This is a genomic window from Bradyrhizobium sp. LB13.1, assembly GCF_054056815.1.
The window spans coordinates 6,267,622-6,288,361 of sequence record NZ_JBSRYQ010000001.1; the positions used below are offsets into that span (position 1 = coordinate 6,267,622).

Sequence of the window (20,740 nt, forward strand, 5' to 3'; positions counted from 1 at the left end):
CTCCTATGCTGCGAGCTGCTGCCTGAAAACCACGTCAACGCCGTAGCTCGTTGCGTTGTAAGTGTTGGTCGGAAACAGGCTATCTGACCCGTACGCAAACACGCCGTTGCCGGCGATCGATGCCGAGGATGGGGCCGTCAGAGGTCCGTTGGTAATTGCGTTGGCGAGGAGGCCCGGATCGGACGCATAATTCCCGGCGGTGTGATAGGAGGCGACGTAGGTGGTCCCCGGCATGATCGTCACGGGCGTGGCAAAATTGACCTGCTGCCAGCCGTCGGCTGTTTCGCTGGTGAAGGTCGCAGTCGTCAGCAAAGTGCCGGTGCTACTCCAAAGATCCGCAACGTGGGTGCCCGTGTTGGATGGCCCCTTGTAAAAGCGAAGGGCAACAACATCGCCTGGGCTAGACGTCTGGAATTTGACGCCCACTTCCACTGACTGTGGATCGTTGGCCGCCACAATGCTGGGCTCCTGACTTGCGCTGAACAGGCGCACAGTCGTCGAAGACGCAGCGGTCACATTGAGAGCGACGGATGCACTGGCGATGCCACCATGGCCGTCGGAGATACCATAGTTGAAGGACGCCGGCCCCGTGTAGCCGGTCGTCGGAGTGAAGGTCACGCTATTGCTTTGGGCGTTGAAGCTGGCGTTGCCATTCACACCGCCGCTCGCGCCCGTGATCGTGAGGGTATCGCCATCGGGATCGGTGTCGTTGGCAAGCAGTACCGAGGCCGGAATCCCGAAGGGGACGTTCTGCGTGGCGTAAAGGCCGCTGTCGTTTGCGGCGACCGGCTGTCGATTGGCGCCGCCGCTCGAGCTGTTGAACACGACATCCACCCAGTAGTTGCTTGCGTTATAGCTACTGGTCGGGAACAGATTGGTTGTTCCGTAGGTGTAGACGCCATTGATGCTCGCAGGAGCCGTGAGTGGACCGTTGGCGCGAGCGGTGGTGAAGTAGTTGGTGCTGGAGGCATAATGGCCGTTGCTGTGAAAGCTCGCGACGTAGGTGGTGCCAGCCGCGATGGTTACGGGACTGCTGAACGTGACGGTCTGCCAGCCGCTGCTGCTCTCGTTCGTGAAAGTCGCGGTCGCCAGCAGCGCGCCGGTGCTGCTCCACAACGAGCCCGTATGAGTGCCGAGGTCATTTGCACTCTTGAAGTACTTGATGCCGGTAATCGTTCCTGCCACGGAGGATGTGAATTGCACGCCGAGGTTGACCTGAGACGTGTCCCCATTGGACCGCAGTGCGGGGGTGTCCGAACCCGAGAACAGGCTCACCGTTGACGGAACTGCCGACACTGCGATATCGAATGTCTCACTGCTCGTGAGATTGCCGAGGTCGGCAGCAGAGACCGTAACGCTGAGCGTGCCAACGTTCGCAGACGTCGGCGTGCCGCTAAAGGTGCGGGTCTGAGCATTGAACGTGAGCCAGGCGGGAAGGACTGAAGCTGCGGCGTAGGTGAGCGTGTCGCCGGCATCGACATCGGTGAAAGTGCCGGCGGGCAGCGTCAGAGAGAACGCGGAACTCACGGTCGCAGCCTGGCTTCCGGTCTGGATCGCCAGCACCGGCGCGTCGTTGGCGCCGTGAATGGTGACAGTAAGGGTGGTCGACGATGCGGCGCCGGCGGCGTCCCGCATCGTATAGTTGAAGACATCGCTCAGCGTATTGCTCGACTGCCGCAGGGCCTGCACGGCCGCATCGTTCTCGTTCACCGTATAGGTGAAGGCACCTGAGGCACTGAGCAAGAGCGTGCCGTGTGCGCCCGCGAGAGGCGTATTGAATATCCCGTTGGTCGAGCCGAAGCTGAATGCAGTGACGGTCTTGGTGTCGCCGGAATCGGGATCGATATCGTTGGTCAGCACGTTGCCGATGGCGGGCGAACCGCCAGTGCTGTTGTTCGCGCCGCCCTTCTCGGTCGCATCCGCGCCGTCAGCAACCGCGGTTGGCGGCGTATTATTGGCGGCGGTGGAACCGTTGAAGACAACATCGACCCAGTAGTTGGAGGATTTGAAGCTGTTCGTCGGGAACGCGCTTCCGGCTCCGTAAATATAGACTCCGTTGCTGCCGGCCGGTGCCGTCAACTGGCCGTTGGTAAGCGACGTCGCGAAATAGTTCTGGGTACCGGAATAGTTGCCGTTGGTGTGGTAGGACGCGACGAAGGTGGTGCCTGCCGTGATCGCGACAGGGGAGGAGAAGTTGACCTGTTGCCAGCCGCTGGCGGTCTCGCCCGTAAACGTGGCGGTTGCAAGCAGCGTTCCGGTCGAGCTCCAGAGATCCGCAATATGGGGACCGGTATTGAGCGATCCCTTGTAGAAGCGCAGGCCGGTGATCGTCCCGTTCACCGATGCGGTAAACTTGACGCCGACTTCGACCGGGCTGCTATCACCGGAATTGGGAACGCTTGGCGCAGCGCTGGTGCCGAACAGGCTCTGCGCGGAGGCCGGATAATTGACCTTGAGCGACACCTGGCCGGACCCGCTTTGGCCGCTCGTGTCCGTGATCGTGTAGCTGAAACTCGCCGCCCCGGCATAGCTGGCGGTGGGCGTGAAGGTCACGGTCTGGTTCTGCGAATCGTAGCTTACGCTTCCATTGGCCGCGTTGCTGACGCTGGTAAGTGAGAAAGCCAATCCGGACGCGTTGGTATCGTTCGCGAGCAGCGTCGATGCCGCAATGTTCAGCACGCCATTTTGACTAACCGTGAAGCCGCTGTCGGCGTTCGCTTGCGGCGCGCTGGTTGCAGCGGAGCCGTTGAAGACGACATCGACCCAATAGTTCGAGGATTTGTAGGTATTCGTCGGGAACGCGCTTCCGGATCCGTAGGCATAGACTCCGTTGCTGCCGGCCAGAGCCGTCAACTGGCCGTTGACAAGCGACGTCGTGAAGTAGTTCTGGGTACCGGAATAATTGCCGTTGGTGTGATAGGACGCGACGTAGGTGGTGCCTGCCGTGATCGCGACCGGGGTGGAGAAGTTGACCTGCTGCCAGCCGCTGGCGGTCTCGTTCGTGAACGTGGCGGTCGCGAGCAAGGTTCCGGTCGAGCTCCAGAGATCCGCAATATGGGGACCGATATTCAACGATCCCTTGTAGAAGCGCAGGCCCGTGATCGTCCCGCTCACGGATGCGGTAAACTTGACGCCGACTTCGATGGGACTGGTATCGCCGCCATTGGGGACGCTCGGCGCATCATTGGTGCCAAACAGGCTCTGCGCCGAGGCCGGATAATTAACCTTGAGCGACACCTGGCCGGTGCCGGTTTGGCCGCTCGTGTCCGTGATCGTGTAGGTGAAACTCCCCGCCCCGGCATAGCCAGCGGTGGGCGTGAAGGTCACGGTCTGGTTCTGCGAATTGTAGCTTACGCTTCCATCGGCCGCGTTACCGACGCTGGAAATCGAGAAAGCCAGCCCGGACGGGTTGGTGTCGTTCGCGAGCAGCGTTGATGCAGCAATGTTCAGCACGCCATTTTGGCTTACCGTGAAGCCGCTGTCTTCGTGAGCTTGCGGCGACGTCGTTCCTGAATCGGTGAAAACGACGTCCACCCAGTAATTCGCGGCGTCGATAGAGGACGTGTTGCTGGGGAAAGTCGGGCTACTGCCGTAGGCATAGACGCCGTTGAGGCTGCTACCGGGCGCGGTGAGCGCACCTTTCGTAATGCCGTCATAGTCGATGAAATAGAAGTCCGTCGAGGAATAGTGGCCGGTGTTGGTGTGATAGGAGGCGACATACGTGACGCCCGCTTGGACATTGACAGGCGTCGCGAAATCAACCTGCTGCCAGCCGCTCGCTGTTTCGTTGCTAAAGGAGGCGCTCGCGAGCAGCGTGCCGTTGGTGGTCCAGAGATCGCCGATGTGAGTGCCGGTATTATCAAGCGCCTTATAGAAGCGAATGCCAGTGATCTTGCCCGACGCGGTAGGAACGAATTTGAGGCCGACTTCAACTGCGCCGGAATCGCCGTTCGAAATCACCGCAGGCGTGTCGGTCGGACTGAAGAGCGTCAGGCTGGAAGACGGCGTGACCGTGTAGGTCGTGCCCGTACCAGGTGTTTGCAGGTTCAGGCTGTCGTCGACCGCCCTGGTCTTGAGATTATATGCCCCCTGAGCGCTTGCGACGAACGTATATGACCACGTCACGCTCGCCGTGCCGACGTTGCTGTTGGCTGGATGCCACGTTGTTCCACCGTTCGTGGAGATTTCGACGCCGGCAATCTTGCCGCCCACGTCAGTGGCCGTCCCCGTCACCGTGATCGATTGGCCCTCGACAACGCTGGTCGCCGAGAGATTGCTGATGGCAGAGGTCGGCGCCGTAGTGTCTGTCGACTGAATCGTGGCCACCAGGTTCGCCTGCAGCGTCGCCGGCTGAACGCCCATGTCGGCGAAGAGGTTGACCATCGCCTGCTGGACATTTGGGTCCACCGGAGTCGCAGGTCCGTCGTGGTCGCTGGCAAGCGCCCACGGCCAGTTGATTGAACCGGCTGAGAATATCAGTGCGCCACTAACGGGATCCCGATGCAGCACGAGGTTGTGGGTCGCCGTGCCTGCTCCGAACGTGTTACCGTAATCAAGCAGATACTTTCCGTCCACATTGACTGTCGAAGACGAGACACTGACCAACCCCGCCGGACGGAATCCGTTGTCCGGCGCGACGTCCCATTCAACGCCCAATAGGCCGGGTACGAGCGAGGCGGTCTGTCCGGGGGAGGTTTGCGCGACGGCCGTATTGCGCCAGAAGCGCAACTGGGTCATCGAGTACGGTATCGTGATCGTATCGTACCGGAATGCGTTGACCGCGAACAATGTACCAGTCAATTCATTCGAGGGAAGAGGAGCACTAAACCGCGGGTCAGAGTAGTTGCCGGTCGCCTGTCCTGATGGATCAATCAGCGCATTTGCGTGCGTATCCTTGTAGCTGATGAGCGTGCGGTTGGCTGTTCCGCTGCCATCGATGCTGGGTGCCAACCTCGTTTTCCAGAAAATTTCGTTGGCTGTGAGAAACGCAAGGTTCACACCAGCGTGCGCTGCGGCCTCTACGTTGGCGCGCTGAGCTTCGGTCCAATACTCGTCATGCCCCGCATCCATGAACACTTTGTGATTGAGCAACAACGAGCCGTTTGTCGCAGCATCGATTCCTGAAATGTAAGAGACATCGTACCCGTTTTGCTCGAGCCACTGAATGGCCGCGAACTCGGCCGTGAACGGGGAGTCTCCCCCTTCGGAAAAGGTTCCGGTGCCGTCACGCGTTACGAGGGGGCGGTTGTAACTGACCGCGTAGGCTGATCCATTGATGCCCGGGCCGTTCCCGAAATAAAGGTTGGCGCCTCCCCAACCGTTGTAAGCTTGCCAGTCCTCATCACTTGTCTGCAAGACTATATCGCTGTGCGAAGCGTCGTTCCTTATGACGAACGGGATCTGGAAAATCTGGGTGCCGTTGATGACGCTGGCGATGTAGACGCCCGAGACTGCATCGGTTGGCACGCTCCAGGCGTCGGTTACGCTCCAGTTGCCGGCATCTACGAGGCCAGTCGACGGGTCACTTAACGGAGCGGGTTGGACGACCGAGGCTGCCGCCTGATGCTGCAGACTCGTAACTAGTCTGGCACCATCGCCTCCATAATAGCCTAGGCGGTAAACATCGACGTGGTAATTCGGGTTGCCAGTCAGATTGTTGATCTTGAATTGGACCGTCCCCCCGACATCGGTGCTGATTGCTGTCGCAAACCCTTGGGTCAGAGTCGAATTGTCTCCCGGCTGAATCTGCCAGACACTTTTCGGCGTACCTGGTTTCTGGTTTTCCAGTACGATGGGATTCGGCGGTGGATCGGAGACAATGGTGCCTCCCTGCCCATCGCTTTTAAAATTCCAATTCGAGTCCATCCCCGAGAACAATAGGGTGACATCGGCCGCACCATTGCTGAAATCAACTACGCTGATATTCGAGCTATTGTCGTATTGGACGGTCGCCGACATCGACGATGTGAAGGGTAGATCTTTCAGGTCGATCAGGTTCGCTGACGAAAGCGCTGCCCCCCGGCGACGAACCTGCGATCAACCCGTGGAACTTGGCCGACTGATCGAGGACAAGCGTGCCAGCTCCCGTGTCGAACGACACGATTATGCCGGAGAACGATCCATTCAAGAACTGCCCGGAAACCGAACCTTCAATCTCAAGGATCGCCTTGTCTGCAATTTCGAAAGATCCTGTGCCGGTGACATCGCCCTTAAGCTTCCCTGTAGCAATACCATCGCCAGGGAACGACCCTGCTTCGACGGCCCCGTTGTTCACTACATCGCCTTCGACGATAAAGGGCGATCCGACACCAAACGAAAGCGTCGCGCCTGCATCAACGACCAGACTCTTAATATCAACGCTGGACGCGCTGGTGACGACATACGCTCCTGCCGCATCGAGGACCGCAGAGTCAAAGATCGTCGGGACGCCGGCGCTCCAATTCGTAGCAATATCCCAGACTCCACTGCTGGAATTGGTCCATCGCGTGGTGCTCGGGGCCGAAATCGATGATGATGTCGGCGACGTCCGTTCGTTTGCTGCAAATGGGAACGTCGGACTGTGATAGCGGCTCGTCAAAGACGTCGACGACAGCAGATCAGACAATCGCGTTTGGAAGGGAGCAGAGAAAAGATGGGGCGGACCGGATAGCCCGCTTGCTGGCCGATGAGCAAACAGCGGGATCCAAAGGCCGGGCGGATCGGAGTCCTCGAATGCATTCCACAACGGCGATTCTCGCCAAAAAACATTCAAACCCGCGGGAATATCTTCCGCTGGAAAAACGGCCCGGGCTCCCCGACCAAAGGCGCTGGCCTTTTGAATAAGCATCGCCAATCCAATTAAACAAATAACTCTTAGACATTTAATTATATTTTGAACCGCAGGTCAATTCAATGTGCACATGTTTAAAACAAATAAAATTATCGACCAAGGAGCGCTATTTCGAAGCAAAATGCGTCAGCCGAGTGATTTCGTTCAGATATTTGCCGTAACCGCTCTTCTCCAACGGTTGCGCCAAGCGCGAGAAGTTGATCACGATCGATGAAGCCGAGTCTGAAGGCAACCTCCTCGAGACAGGCAACCTTCATTCCCTGCCGCTTTTCAAGGGTCTGTACGAACATCCCGGCATCAATAAGAGACTCGACCGTGCCGGTATCCAGCCAGGCAAACCCCCGGCCCATGCGCTCAACGTGCAGCGCGCTGGCTGAAAGGTAGCGCATCTGAAGATCGGTAATCTCGAGCTCTCCCCGCGACGATGGCTCGACGCGACGGGCGTAGCGGACAACGCGATTATCGAAAAAATACAGCCCCGTAATCGCCCAATTCGAAGGTGGCCGTCTGGGCTTCTCCTCGATCGATACTGGGCGGTCCGCCTCGTCAAACGCGACGACGCCATATCGTTCTGGGTCCCGCACGTGATAAGCGAAAACGGTTGCGCCTTCCTCACGGCCTGCCGCCCTGGCAAGCAATTCGCTCAAGCCATCGCCGAAGAAGATATTGTCCCCAAGCACCATCGCCACCCGATCGGTTCCGATGAAATCGGCACCAACAATGAAGGCGTCCGCGAGACCGGCGGGGCGGGTTTGTTCCGCGTAGCTGAGCCGAATGCCCCATTGGCTGCCGTCCCCCAGCAACCGCTCGAACTGACACCTGTCTGAAGGCGTGGTGATAATCAGAATTTCGCGAATTCCTGCCAACATCAGCGTCGACAGGGGATAATAGATCATCGGCTTGTCATAAATCGGGAGCAACTGCTTGCTGACCACGTGCGTGATCGGATAGAGGCGCGTTCCGCTGCCGCCAGCCAGCACGATTCCCTTGAGCATCGGTTTCTCCTTCTCCAACCAGCCGGTCGAGACAGACTTCGAGTGAGTGGCGCCAAGGGGCCAATCGAATCCCGAACACACGTTCGGCCTTAGATGAGTCCAGGCACGAGTTCCGTGGCCGACGCGCAGCGGTGGGAAACTCTTCGGTGGTGATCGCTTCGAGCGCCGGAATTCGCGCTCCACGACGGGAAAGCTCGTAGAAGATTGCCTGCGCAAAGTCGTGCCAGCTTGTCTCACCTTGACCGGCGAGATGAAAAATACCGGCTGTGGCCCTGCGATCGGCCGTTACTGACCGTTCTGCAATCCGAAGGACGGCTTCCGCAAGGTCCAATGCTGAGGTCGGATTTCCATGTTGATCCCGAACAACCCTTACAATGGGCTGCGTCTCACATAGCCGCAGCATCGTTCGAACGAAGTTGCTGCCATAAGGGCTGTAAAGCCACGAGCATCTGATCACGGTCGCGAGCGGATGCGTGGCCAATACGGCAGCTTCGCCGGCAAGCTTCGACGCGCCGTAGACATTCAACGGCGCGGGGATGTCGCTTTCGTCATACGCATCCGGTTTCGCGCCGTCGAACACATAGTCGGTCGAGAGATGGATGAGTGGCACGCTCATCTGCCAAGCGACATTTGCTAGCGTCGCCGCGCCATCGCGGTTGATGGTAAACACTTTCGCTGCTTCAGATTCGGCCTTGTCAACCGCCGTATAAGCGGCCGCATTGATGATTGCAGACGGCGCGATCGAAGCGATGAGCTTGTCGATTCCTTCGCGGTTCTCCAGATCAAGTTCTCGGTGCCCGAGAGCCACAGCAGGCAGACCGCGCATTGCGGCGAGATCACGCAGGCACATTGCCAGCTGCCCATTCCGCCCGGCAATGAGGATGGGTCGATCGGTCATCTTCACCTCAATGTTGGATCGCGAGGAGACCCAGACGCGAGCCGTCATAGACACCGCAGCGAGCACGCTCCCACCATGCACGGTTTTTGAGATACCATCCGACCGTTTCGGCCAGGCCCTGTTCGAAGGTTCTCGTCGGCTCCCAGCCAAGTTCGCGATGTGCCTTCGACGCGTCGACGGCATAGCGCGAATCATGTCCCGGACGATCCGGCACGAAGGCAATGAGAGATCGTCTCACTCCCGCGCCCGGAGATAACCGATCCAGCACATCACAAATCCGGGTGACCACTTCCAGGTTGGATCGCTGGCTGTCTCCGCCGAAATTGTATTTCTCACCCGGTCTCCCCTCGTACAGAAGTCTTATCAAGCCGGCGGCATGATCATCGACGTGAAGCCAGTCGCGAATATTTCCGCCGTCGCCATAGACCGGTAGTGGCTTCCGGTCGATCGCATTGAGGATCGTCAACGGGATGAGCTTTTCCGGAAACTGGTACGGTCCGTAATTGTTCGAACAATTCGACACGACGACCGGCAGTCCGTAGGTTCTGAACCACGCGAGCGCGAGGTGGTCCGAGGCCGCCTTGCTCGCCGAATACGGCGAACTCGGCCTGTAGGGCGTGTCCTCGCGAAACAAGTCCTCCGGCCCCAATGAACCGTAGACTTCGTCTGTCGATACGTGGATGAAGCGGAACTGCTTCCGCCGCGGAAGCGGCAGACGTTCGTAGTAGATCCTGGCCGCCTCCAACAGCGTGTAGGTGCCAACTATGTTGGTGCTGACGAAGGCCTCGGGCCCGGCGATCGAACGGTCGACGTGGCTTTCGGCGGCCAGATGTATGATCGCATCCGGCTCGTAGTCGGCGAACGCGAGATCCATAACCTGTCGATCGCAGATGTCGGACTGCAGGAACGCATAGGACCCCAGCCCCTCGATGCTCGCCAGCGAAGCCAGGTCGGCTGCGTATGTCAACTTGTCGACGTTGATTACTGCGGCACCGGTCTGCAACACCAAACGGCGACACACCGCAGAGCCGATAAAGCCCGCTCCGCCGGTCACCAAGATACGCATTTTACTCATCTCCGCTATTCGAAAACGCAAGCAACTTGGCTGAGCGCAGGAAGGGTCTGGTCCTTTGGCGATATCTGAGCCTCTGAGGTTGTCACCGGCCACTTGATTGCTAATGCGGGATCAGCCCAATAGACGCCGCAGTCATGGCTCGGCGCGTAGACCTGGTCGACTTTGTACAAGACGACGGTCTTGGGCTGCAGCGTACAGAAACCATGCGCGAATCCCTTGGGAATGAACAGCTGCTCACCGCTTTCGCCATCCAACTGGATGGCGATGTGCTTGCCGAAGGTGGGCGATGAACGCCGGAGATCAACGGCAATATCCAGAATGGCCCCGTTCAACACCCGTATGAGCTTGGCCTGGGCGAAGGGCGGTCGCTGGAAATGCAAGCCGCGCACTGTGCCGATCCGATCTGAGCTGGACTGATTATCCTGAACGAAGTCATGGAGGATCCCCTTTTCAGCAAAAGCTGATCGCCGAAAGGTCTCACAGAAGTAGCCGCGGGCATCGGAGAACCGATCTGTTCGAATTACTTTGACATCAGGGATAGCCAAGGATCGCAGTTCCAGCATTGGGCATCCTCCTTACCGGCCCTCATTTTCCCATCGGGGGTTTGTTGCGACAGACCCTAATCCGCAATGGAATTAATTATCCGTGCGCCTATCGGGCTCGAAAGCTCACATTATTCTTGCTCCAAATACAGGCTGATCGTAACGCCCATAAAAATCTTCTAATTTGCCAATGCCGGGCCGAAGCGGCGGGTCCATATTCATTTTTATTTATTCCATTTAATATATGTTCATTTAATTTGGCAAGTAGATTTTTATATGCATATACTCCCTCGCCGTCCGTTCGTCCCCCCATAAACCTCGGTCTGCGGGCGGGCGGCCCTAATGTGCCCCACCGTCGGACAGGTACGCGATGCTCCAGAACAATCTTCGACACGCGGATAGACTGCGGATTCCGGTGACCGGGCTGGCCCAACCCGTTCAGACAGAGGGCGGAGGGATCAACGACGTCATCAATTTCGGCATCGGGCTTCTCCGACGCCAATATCTCGTGATCCTTGTCACCGCTGGACTCGTAACTGCAGCCAGCCTGCTCTACCTCCGGTTGGCGCCTCCAACCTATACGGCGCAGGTTCAGATCCTGTTGGCCAATCCAAGGCCCCAGTTTATTCAGCAGCAATCTATTCTCGCGGAGCCGGCCTTCGATCTTAATCAAATCGAGACCCAGCTTCAGCTCCTGAGATCAAAGGCCACCGCAGTTGCGGTAATAGATCAATTGAAACTGGTGGACACTCCGGACTTCAATGCGTCAGGGCTATCTCTGCAACCGCTCTGGCAGCGAATTCGGTCTTGGGCCTCGCCTGGATCGAAGAAAGACGACCCATCCGATACGCAGACCGGGCCATCGGACACTATCGTTGACGCATTTCTGAATCGGCTTTCAGCGGGGCGTGTCGGGTACAGCAACGTCATTGAGATCAGTTTCAATTCGAGCAGCGCAGCCAGAGCAGCGGAAATCGTCAACGCTGTAGCCAACACTTATGTTGCGGATCAGCTCAATGCAAAATTCGATGCCAATCGCAGGGCAACAAGCTGGCTGCAGGAAAGGCTGCGCGATCTTGGCGACCAAGCTCTCACTGCACAACGTGCCGTCGACGTCTACAAGGCCCAGAACAATATCGTTTCTTTGGACGGAAAGCCCATCGACGAACAGCAGATTATGGAAATCAACAATCGATTGGCTGCCGCACGCGCCCAGACCTCAGAGGCCACGGCCAAGTTGGCTCGTTATGAAGCTCTCCTGGCCTCCGATCCGACAAAGCGGTTCACGATGGGCAATCTGGATGCTGTCGGGGCCGATGCGACGAATAGTCCGATCATTACGGGGCTGCGTCAGCAGTATCTAGAACTCACGAGGCGTGAGGCCGAGTTGTCGGCCAGGGTGGGTCGCGATCACCTGGCAGTTGTCAATATCCGGAACCGCGCGCGGGAATTTCGCGTCTCTATTTTCGACGAAGTCAAGAGACTTGCCGAAGTCAGCCGAAGCGAATTCGAATTCGCCAAACAACGTCAGCAAGAAATCGAAAAGCAGCTGTCCAAGGCGGTTTCGCAATCCCGTTCAGTCAACTCTGCTGAACTGACTATCAAGGACTTGGAAAGCCGGGCAAAGGGCTTGCGTAGCTTGTACGAGACCTTCCTGCAGCGTTACATGGGCTCCGCACAGCAGGAGACATTCCCAATCTCCGAAACCCGGCTACTTTTCCCCGCTTCGCCGCCACCGAGCAAGAGCAAGCCAAAGTCAAAGCTGGTGCTGGCGCTCGGCATCCTCGGTGGTCTCGCGCTGGGCGTCGGCTTGGCGCTCCTCCGAGACATCATGGACCGCGTCTTTCGTACCTCTTCGCAAGTAGAAAGTGTGTTGGAATTGCCTTGCCTGTCTTTGGTCCCATTGTTGCCGGCCCGCAAATTTCCGAAGCTACCAGTTCGACCCCAGCAAACCCACGATGATGTTCAGCAACAGATAGCTTCGTCTCCAACCGCAATTCATCGAACCGTGATCGGGATGCCGCTATCTCGATATACCGAGGCAATCCGTTCCATCAAGCTGGCCATCGACCACAATCCGGCGAAAATCTCCTCCCAGGTCATCGGCATTACCTCGGCCCTGCCGAATGAGGGGAAGACCACGATTGCAGCCTCGCTCGCGCAATTGATCGGGCACACCGGCAAGAGAGCCATCATCGTCGATTGCGACCTCAGGAATCCCTCACTGTCTGCTACATTTGCGCCGAAAGCTGTCGGCGGAATCGTCGAAGTTGCGAATGGCAGCCGCTCACTCGAGGAGACTATTTGGCGGGATCCTACGACCAATCTTGCATTTCTACCCGCCGTGCGGCGAGGGCCTCTGCTTCACACCAGCGAGATTCTTTGCGCCGACGCGATGAGCAAACTGTTCGACCGCTTGCGAGCTGAATATGACTACGTCATCGTCGACCTTCCCCCACTGACGCCCTTAGTCGATGTTCGAGTCACTTCATCTCTCATAGACTGCTATATCCTAGTTGTTGAATGGGGCCGCACCAGAATAGATGTCGTCCAGCACGCACTGCACACTGCACCCAACATTCACGAATCGCTGATCGGAGCAGTTCTCAGCAAAACGGATACCAAGGCCATGGCTCGATACGACGGTCATCAGAGCTACTACTATCACGATAGCCACTACATCCATTATGGGCTTTCTGGGTCTTGAGGCTGTCTCGTAGTGGCCTCCCCGTTCTCCGCCTAGCGGATCAGTGGAGTGGCCGCGCGACAAGGTGGTGTTTAAATGATTATCCGGCTGGTCATGTTAGCCGAGTTAGGGGCGATCACCGCGGCGCTCACATTGCCGGAAAGCCTACAGAGCTTGGGATTGGCATCGTTCATACTTGCAATAGCCGCGTTCGTTGTAGCGATCTTTCCGTCATCCGCCCCCCTCGGGCTCGCCAAGCTGCTCCGACCTAATCTCGTCGTTGTACTCGCGGCGCCGGCGCTCTGGATGGCGTTACAGGCGGTGCCGATGCCCGTGGACACGCTCGGCAATCCCATCTGGACAACTGCTTCGGCGGCCTTAAACGAGCCTCTCGCCGAAATGATTACTGTCGATATCGGTGCGACTATGCTCTCGCTCGCGCAGTATTGCGCTGTGCTCGCCGCGGCCTTCGTCACTGCGGTCGTCACGCTTGACCGATATCGCGCAGCGCAAGTCCTGCATATCCTACTGTCGGTAGCCACCATTGCGACAGCCATGTGGTTCGGTAAGGAAGCACGTGCTGTCGCCGGCCCCGATGGCTCAACCGTCGCTGTGCTTGGCGTCTTGCTCGCCTGCGCGACGGCAATACGCGCAGTGGATCAATTGCGGCGGCACAGTCGGCCAGGAAAAGTCGCGCCGGCCCCGCTCCCTGCTCTGTCCGCCGCGATCATCGCAATGATTGTGTGCATGACCGCGCTGCTCATTCGGACCAACTCGGCCGCCGTCATTGCCGCCCTCCTTGGATCAGGAACTTTGGTCTCGGTGTTCAGTATTCGGAGGTGGTATTTGGGCTTGTGGGGGACCGCTGGTGTTCTCGCAACCGCCGCAATACTCTTTATTGCCGGCGCAACCGTCATTCCATTCAGGACTAACACCGATGTGACGATCGCGTTGTCAACGAGCAGCCAGATCGCGACAGAACGGATGCTACAGGACGTCAGGCCCGCGGGATCCGGTGCCGGCGCTTCGACGGTCCTCTTGCCTCTTTATCGGGACGTCGATATCGGCGCCCCGCGAGAAAGGTCAACGGCTGCCGCTGCAATCGTTATCGACATGGGGTGGGCATTCCTTTGCGGCCTCGTAGTGATAGCAATGCTCAGCGCTTGTATTCTGTTCAGGCGTTCTCTGTCACGAGGTCACGATTACGTATATCCAGCCTTGGGCGCCGGCGCTTCGATTGCACTGCCAATACTAGCGTTTTCCGACCACGGAATTCTGGGTCTGGGCGCATCGCTCCTGGTCGCAGCGCTTTTTGGGCTTGCGTTCGGCCAAAGCGTACCCGGTGTGGGCCGCGAGGTCTTAATCGTGGAATCGAAAGAGGCCTCGAATTGGATGGCCGGTCCCGTTCCGGCGTCTCGTCCAAGGCTCGCCTCAGCGCTTGTCACCATTTGGCCGCGCGTTGCCCTGATGGTGCTTGGAATAGTGCTGATCATGCAGACAATATGGATGGTTCTCCCCACGTGGTATCTCGCTGGTCAGTCTTCTTTGTCGGCAGCTGTTTCGGCCGCAACGGCATGGCCAAACGGAATCTCGAAACCAGTTTCGGTTGCGGCCGCGCGCGAAGACTTTCGAATCCAAGGGGAATCGCGATCCCGCGGGGAGCCAGCTCTCGCCGCGGACGAGCAAAAGACCGAACTTCCGGCAGCGTCGAGTTCTTTGGTCCGGTCATTGCACTCTTCGCCGCTTCACGGCGACATTTGGCTCATGCTCGCGGCGGCGTCGAAGCAGAATTCGTCCCAGTCCAGCACGGCAGCCATGCTCAAGATGTCGTACTATACTGCGCCGAACGATTTGGATCTGCTGCCGCTAAGGCTATCGGTCGCGCTCGCTACAGATGCTGTGGTACGGGAGCTTGAATTTCGGGACTTGATCAAGCGGGACGTCCGCCTCGTCGTTACGCGTGGATCTGCTATCAGACCAGCGCTTGTGACCGCGTACCGGTCAGCCTCAACCGAGGGGAAGATCTATCTCGAGAGCCTAATTTCGGAGTTGGATCCGACGTACCTCGACAACATGCGCGCGCCGCGTTCTCGTCAGGGTTCTCGATAGAATCCTCTGGCTCTGTGACGGCGGCTTGGAAGCCTTACTTCTGCGACAAAACGCTCCGCGAGTGAAACTGCGGCTCCAGGACCCGGGTACGGAGCCCACCCGACTGCGTTGCGAGTTCCGGCACCGGAAGAATTTCCGGCACGGACCATGACTTCGGGCAAATTTAAATCACACGAACCGTCATTTCATACTTGATAAATCCCATAGATTAATAATAAATTAAATAGTTAATCTAGGGTGTCCGACAATGAATTTCGTGAACCGACATTTCCCCGATCAAGATGAGACGGATTGTGTCAGTCCCCGGCCAGCAGTACCCCGCCAGCATAACTGGCCCCTCCGATACGACTCGATCGAATACGTGGCGCTCTGTGCGGATGTTGCCACCATTCTATTCGCGAGCGTCGTTTCTAGGTTGCTGCACCAAATTCAAAATGCGCAGGCTGCAGGTGACTTGAGTAACGCACTTTGCTTGGCACTAGTCAGCGCAGCTTGTCTCGTTTGCCTGTTGAAGACCCATGGCCTTTATCGGCCAGTTGAGCTCCTCGTCCTCCGAAATCAGATACGCGCCCTGTGTTTGGCCTGGACGTCATTGTTGCTTTTGATTTGGGCCGTGTACGGCTTTGCGATTGGTCCGGGCTCTTCTCAAGAAGCAGGCTCACTCTTCGCTGTCATCGGCCTAGGCTTGCTTATTGCCGAACGGTGGGGTGTCAGGACACTTCTCGGTAGAGGCCTGAGCGGTAGAAAATTTGCTAGCACGAACATCGCTTTGATCAGCGATCAACCGCTATCGGAAAATGCCGGGCTGTCTGAAACGTTGGCAATGCACGGTTACTGCGTCAAGGGAAGGTTCAGCTTGCCTCCGATTGGCTTCGGTCTCTCGCCAGCAGAAGGCGGCTCGCCAGCCGCGTGATTGACTACATTCGCAGTTCCCAGCTCGACCAGGTGGTGGTGGAAGCTAACCCGGAGCGATGGCCCGAACTTCGGGCCTTGGTTGCCGATTTGCGGGTATTGCCTTTCCCGATCATGTTCGTGCCGGTCGGCACAACATCCGAGTTGCTTCGACATCCTACGCGGAGTCTTGGAAGTGCCGTTTGTGTAGAACTTCAGCGCGGTCCCCTCACGCCCATCGAATGCGCGACGAAGCGAACCATTGATCTTGTTGGCGCAGGTCTCGCCTTGACGATATTTGCACCGCTCCTCGCGCTGGCTACGGCGGCGATCAAGCTGGATTCTCCTGGCCCTGTATTCTTTCGACAACAACGCTGCGGCTTTAACGGCCGGACCTTCTTGATCCGCAAATTTCGGACGATGCATGTGCTCGAGGACGGGCCTGTGATCCTTCAGGCCAACCGCGCCGATCGACGCGTTACCCGCGTCGGCAAATGGCTGCGCCGGACAAGCTTCGACGAACTGCCACAGCTGCTGAATGTACTCGACGGCAGCATGTCACTGGTGGGCCCCCGTCCTCATGCCTTGGCTCACGACGGAGAATTTGACAAGCTGGTGCGCAACTATGCCCTTCGCCGCAGGGTCAGGCCGGGATTGACCGGGTGGGCTCAAGTCCACGGCTGCCGCGGCCCGACTCCCACAGCGGTCATGGTCGAAACACGTGTGCAATATGATCTCTGGTACATCGACAACTGGAGCCCTCGGTTGGATCTCGCAATCTTGCTGCGAACCCCCGTGGAGGTGCTGCGTGGCCGCAATGCCTACTAGGCGCACAGATTTATGTGGCTGCGCCGGCTAGCTTGCCGCCGATCATTGCCGATCCGGTCAGCCCCGCTGACGAAGCTTAGGACCCGCTTCGCCTATACGAAAGTCCTCGACCCTTCGACCAGACTTCACGGCTGCAACCAACCACCGCGGCCGCTTGCCGCGCCCTGACCAGGTCTCGGACGTCTGTGGATTCCGATACTTCGGCAGAACTCGTGGATATTTACGCCTCTGCTTGCCGGTCGGAGACGCGCCTGCGCCACGGGAGTCCGCTAAAACAGCCATCCCGCCCCCGAGAACTGCTAAGCGCTTCTCCAGTTCGTGCTTCTCCGCTTTGATCCGCTCAGACAACATCCCGCTAATTTCCTCATGAAGCGACCAGAGATCGTCAAGAGACATGGATTCTAGTTCGAGTTTCTTAGCCGACATGGGCTCACCTTTTAGTTGCGATCATCTAATATTGGCCCGATTGACATTAATCAAGACAAAGAGCCAAATTATCCCCGCAAAATGCGCGGAACCGACTGGAACCTTCGTTCCAGATAGCTGCGTCTCGGTTATTAATCAAGTCTGGAAGATGAGTGATCCGCAGAATTTAACCGCGGAGAAGTAATTTCACGCGCCCAGCGCAGGGCCGCGGAACACATCAAACGTCAAACCGGACCTGGGGGATGAGATCAAGCCGGCCGCGTGAACAACTTTCCGCGCCGCAGCCTCAAGAAGGACGCTTGACGCGCGGAGGCGCCCTTCCTTCGTCTGGGCATCCTTATTACCGTACGGTCGTCCCATACCCGCAGACGGCAGCGAATGACTTCGATATCCCGCAGTGCACGCTGCCTGAGCTCGATTTGGGCCATCAGAGCCTGGATGTCCGAAAATGAAGCCGAGGGAACAATGAATCGGCTGACTGAATCTTGAAGACGTTCAAGAGGAAGTTCGATCAAGACTACTCCTCCATCCGCAATTTCTTTGCTTGTCGAAAGCATTAATAAATAATCGTCGCAATAATTATTAAATCATATATAATAATTTTATTGTCAGGTCAATTCCGGTGCTGACTTCGTCAATCGTTCATTCGCGGCTCGGGTCACGATACTCGAATGTAGAAGATGATAGATGGACAACCAGTCAGTCGAACGGTGACGAGAATGCTATGCGCAAGCAGGATCTCGAAGCTATGGATTTTGAGGAACTTTGGCTTCTCCACGAGGAGCTGACCAAGATTCTTGCTGAAAAGATAACCGCCGAGAAGCGGGAACTGGAAAAACGTCTTGCGCAACTCAACCAACCCGAGCAATTGGGCCAAGCTGGAAGCGGGGCGGCGGAGACGAGCCAACTCCCGCGCCGCAAATATCCCAAGGTCATGCCCAAATACTACAACCCGCTGCAGCCGACAGAGACTTGGTCAGGACGTGGCAAACAGCCTCGCTGGCTGGTAGCCGCCCTCCAATCAGGCCACACGCTGGAGGAGTTCAGAGTCCGCGAGACCGGCGAATCGTCAGATCGTAATGCTCATGATCGAGAGCACTCCTGACTCGGCTTGCGATCGCAAAATTTTGCCGCTGATCTGTCAGACGTCGCTGTCGACCCTAGACTTTTCCAGCACGAGCCACGGTAGCCGCCTTCCACAGAAACTGTAAGGTGTCCACTCTCGGCATCGACCACAATCCACGGCGCGCGCTGGTTTGCGCGTGATCAACGGTCGCCTCCCGCCGGTAGTTTCTGAGGTCCAGGACCGTCATTGCCAGCAAGGGCAGACGTGAGGCCGGAAAGCGCGCTTGCATCAATTGACGAATAAGCTGTAGCCGCGGAATTAGTCGGGAGCGCAGCGCGTGCGGAATCTCGACTCCAAGCAGCGCAGCGAGAACGACCAGCTGGGTTTCGACCGCATTCCTCGTCAACTCGCCGGAAACATGAGAGGCAAGCTCATTCCAGTCGAGCCCCCCAGTGGAGCTGTTCAGATCACGCAATTCAACCAAATGCCGCAGATCCATGTCGCCGAGCCAATAACCATAGTCTTGAAATTGATCATGGATGATCAACATGAGCGCTCGGTACGTGGGCGTCGGAATTCGCACGCTCCCCCGCCCTAGCGGCGCAAAAACGCAATGGTTCAAAGCATGTCCGGCGCGACGATAGGCGTATGCGGGGCCTGGGACGGCCCGCTGAAGATCGATAGCGCCGGCATCTGTCGACCGAATCAGCTCTACAAACCATCTCCGGCTTTCGGGACGAGCCTGATCATGAATTTGATAGCCAATTGCTCGAAGTGCAGCGACCGCTCTTTCAACTTCGTCCGGTATAACCATCAGATCGAGGTCGGACATCAGCCGAACTCCGCGCCGCTCGTCAGCCACGGTGGCTAGCGTCGCCGCCCCCTTGAGCAGCACTGGCGTAACTCCCCGGTTATTCATCGCAACGACGGCTTCTTCCAATTGAACCGCCAACCGGTCGTTGCGCAGTACGTTTCGGTGATAGATCTGTCGGATATACGCGCAGACGTCGTCCGGCAACACCGATGCAAATTGATCGACGAAGTCAATAAGCGCGGGCGTCGTTAACGTCTGGTTTGCGAGGCCGATTACGGACGTCCACTCCACATCGGCAGGCGGCAAACCTCGAAGGCAATTACAGAGGCTCGTCAGTGCCGCACTATGCTTTGCCATTGCACAAGTCCATCAGCAGCGCCCGGGCCTCACCCGACTGGGAGTAGGTAAGCTGAAACGATCGCGCGCCGGCAACAATCCGCTTCAAAGCAAAAAACCCGGCCTGCGACAGCCTTCCGTCGGCGGCAAATGCGCCGTCAATGAGCCGCTTCATCGAATCCAGCTGATCCAGCGATACCAGCTCGGCCGTGCCGCTCGCAACCCGGTTCAAAAAAATGATCCAACTCGCAGAAAGGCTTCCAATGTGCGTGTTCCGAATTGGCAAGTATCGCACCTGAGCGCCGTCGGCCCTGCAATGCGTGACGCCGTCCCAACTGCTATGCAACAGCGACAACAACTCCCATGACCCTTCCTTGAGAGTGAGAGCAAATGGAAATCCACAGACCGCGCCATCATCGCCAATCAGCGCAACATCGTCACCGGCATACTGAAATCCTGCGTCCACCAATTGCAGTGTAAGCGTCGACTTGCCGGCTCCCGGCTGGCCGCACAACAGCAAGCCAGTCCCGCAATTCGCAAGAGACGCGGCATGGAGGGCGAAGACCCATCGATCGCTTCGAATAAGCCGCTCGGTCAAGTACGCTTTGACTGTAGGTGCAAGTGCTTCGAGTTCACATCTGTGGACGCCCCCGTCAATTCCTCGGAAGAACACTCGATCGTCCAGCAGCATCGCCTCGATTGCGATATCGTTTTCGCCATCCTCGTTGTCCAGGATGCAAAATAGCGAAACCAACCGCTGCAGGAGCTCCCGATTGTCAGCCCGGACACTGATACGATGCCGCCCTAAAATGGCTGAGAAGGCACAACTGGCCGAGATTTGCCAATCGACGTCGAGCAGCCCTTGATCTGTCCAAGCGTCTATAGCCTGCCACGTGAACCGGCGCGCCGCGTGCTCAACAATGTCCAGCTCTCCGAGCTCCCGATAAACGGTTGCCAAAGAAGCGCCCTCTGCCAACTTGCACCAGATAAATGCACCCAGCTGGTCCAGCTGATAGATGTTCTGCCTTGTCTCACTAAATAGCACGGGTCGGCCATCCAGCAGTGCGAAGACTGCATCCACAGCTGGCCTCAACACCACTTTTTCTGATGATTTTTCGAGCACGGCTCCAGCCAACATGAGCAGTATTCAATCTCGTCACCGTGCCGAGCCAACCGCGACGAAATCTGCGATGCACTGTTCCACAGCCTTCGATGGAACGAACAGCCGCCTCAGATCCAAGCCCA

General features: G+C 57.6%; 11 protein-coding genes and 2 pseudogenes. 4 read left to right on the forward strand and 9 right to left on the reverse strand.

Annotated elements, in window-relative coordinates:
* Positions 1 to 3: 3 nt before the first annotated feature.
* From ACVWYI_RS30385 to rfbC, 6 genes and pseudogenes are all read right to left on the reverse strand, one after another.
* A complete protein-coding gene (locus tag ACVWYI_RS30385) occupies positions 4 to 5,958 on the reverse strand; it encodes a DUF4082 domain-containing protein (protein ID WP_456663998.1) in 5,955 nt (1,984 codons plus the stop codon).
* Positions 5,930 to 6,826: a polymer-forming cytoskeletal protein gene (locus ACVWYI_RS30390; protein WP_456663999.1), complete on the reverse strand. Its 897-nt coding sequence runs from the start codon at positions 6,824 to 6,826 to the stop codon at positions 5,930 to 5,932. The genes ACVWYI_RS30385 and ACVWYI_RS30390 overlap by 29 nt, the downstream gene beginning before the upstream one ends.
* A 109-nt stretch (positions 6,827 to 6,935) precedes the next feature.
* A pseudogene (gene rfbA / locus ACVWYI_RS30395) lies at positions 6,936 to 7,824 on the reverse strand (glucose-1-phosphate thymidylyltransferase RfbA).
* Positions 7,733 to 8,722 (reverse strand): dTDP-4-dehydrorhamnose reductase, encoded by a 990-nt coding sequence (gene rfbD / locus ACVWYI_RS30400; RefSeq protein WP_456664000.1) that lies wholly within the window; start codon positions 8,720 to 8,722, stop codon positions 7,733 to 7,735. Before rfbD ends, rfbA begins: the two are co-directional and overlap by 92 nt.
* A 7-nt stretch (positions 8,723 to 8,729) precedes the next feature.
* The gene (gene rfbB / locus ACVWYI_RS30405; RefSeq protein ID WP_456664001.1) at positions 8,730 to 9,788 is read right to left on the reverse strand and encodes a dTDP-glucose 4,6-dehydratase; all 1,059 of its coding nucleotides are present in this window, start codon (positions 9,786 to 9,788) and stop codon (positions 8,730 to 8,732) included.
* A 14-nt stretch (positions 9,789 to 9,802) separates the two neighbouring features.
* Complete coding sequence (gene rfbC / locus ACVWYI_RS30410) at positions 9,803 to 10,360, reverse strand: dTDP-4-dehydrorhamnose 3,5-epimerase (protein ID WP_456664002.1); 558 nt, start codon at positions 10,358 to 10,360, stop codon at positions 9,803 to 9,805.
* A gap of 349 nt (positions 10,361 to 10,709) precedes the next feature.
* Here rfbC and ACVWYI_RS30415 point away from each other — a divergent pair, with 349 nt between their 5' ends.
* The 3 genes and pseudogenes from ACVWYI_RS30415 to ACVWYI_RS30425 all read left to right on the forward strand — a co-directional run bounded on the left by ACVWYI_RS30415 (position 10,710) and on the right by ACVWYI_RS30425 (position 16,853).
* On the forward strand, positions 10,710 to 13,046 hold the full coding sequence (locus tag ACVWYI_RS30415) for an AAA family ATPase (RefSeq protein WP_456664003.1): 2,337 nt from the start codon (positions 10,710 to 10,712) through the stop codon (positions 13,044 to 13,046).
* Positions 13,047 to 13,121: 75 nt separating this feature from the next.
* Positions 13,122 to 15,134, forward strand: coding sequence for a hypothetical protein (locus ACVWYI_RS30420; protein WP_456664004.1), 2,013 nt, complete (start codon positions 13,122 to 13,124; stop codon positions 15,132 to 15,134).
* A 247-nt stretch (positions 15,135 to 15,381) separates the two neighbouring features.
* Positions 15,382 to 16,853, forward strand: a pseudogene (locus ACVWYI_RS30425) (exopolysaccharide biosynthesis polyprenyl glycosylphosphotransferase).
* 57 nt (positions 16,854 to 16,910) lie between these two features.
* Here ACVWYI_RS30425 and ACVWYI_RS30430 read toward each other — a convergent pair.
* The gene (locus ACVWYI_RS30430) at positions 16,911 to 17,279 is read right to left on the reverse strand and encodes an H-NS histone family protein (protein WP_354104729.1); all 369 of its coding nucleotides are present in this window, start codon (positions 17,277 to 17,279) and stop codon (positions 16,911 to 16,913) included.
* A 724-nt stretch (positions 17,280 to 18,003) separates the two neighbouring features.
* Between ACVWYI_RS30430 and ACVWYI_RS30435 the strand changes: the two genes are divergently transcribed.
* On the forward strand, positions 18,004 to 18,384 hold the full coding sequence (locus tag ACVWYI_RS30435) for an H-NS histone family protein (RefSeq protein ID WP_456664005.1): 381 nt from the start codon (positions 18,004 to 18,006) through the stop codon (positions 18,382 to 18,384).
* A gap of 55 nt (positions 18,385 to 18,439) precedes the next feature.
* On the opposite strand, the gene ACVWYI_RS30440 is transcribed toward ACVWYI_RS30435, so the two are convergent.
* Both ACVWYI_RS30440 and ACVWYI_RS30445 read right to left on the reverse strand, forming a co-directional pair.
* The gene (locus ACVWYI_RS30440; RefSeq protein WP_456664006.1) at positions 18,440 to 19,516 is read right to left on the reverse strand and encodes a nucleotidyltransferase family protein; all 1,077 of its coding nucleotides are present in this window, start codon (positions 19,514 to 19,516) and stop codon (positions 18,440 to 18,442) included.
* Positions 19,503 to 20,633 (reverse strand): serine/threonine protein kinase, encoded by a 1,131-nt coding sequence (locus ACVWYI_RS30445; protein ID WP_456664007.1) that lies wholly within the window; start codon positions 20,631 to 20,633, stop codon positions 19,503 to 19,505. The genes ACVWYI_RS30440 and ACVWYI_RS30445 overlap by 14 nt, the downstream gene beginning before the upstream one ends.
* Positions 20,634 to 20,740 lie beyond the last annotated feature (107 nt).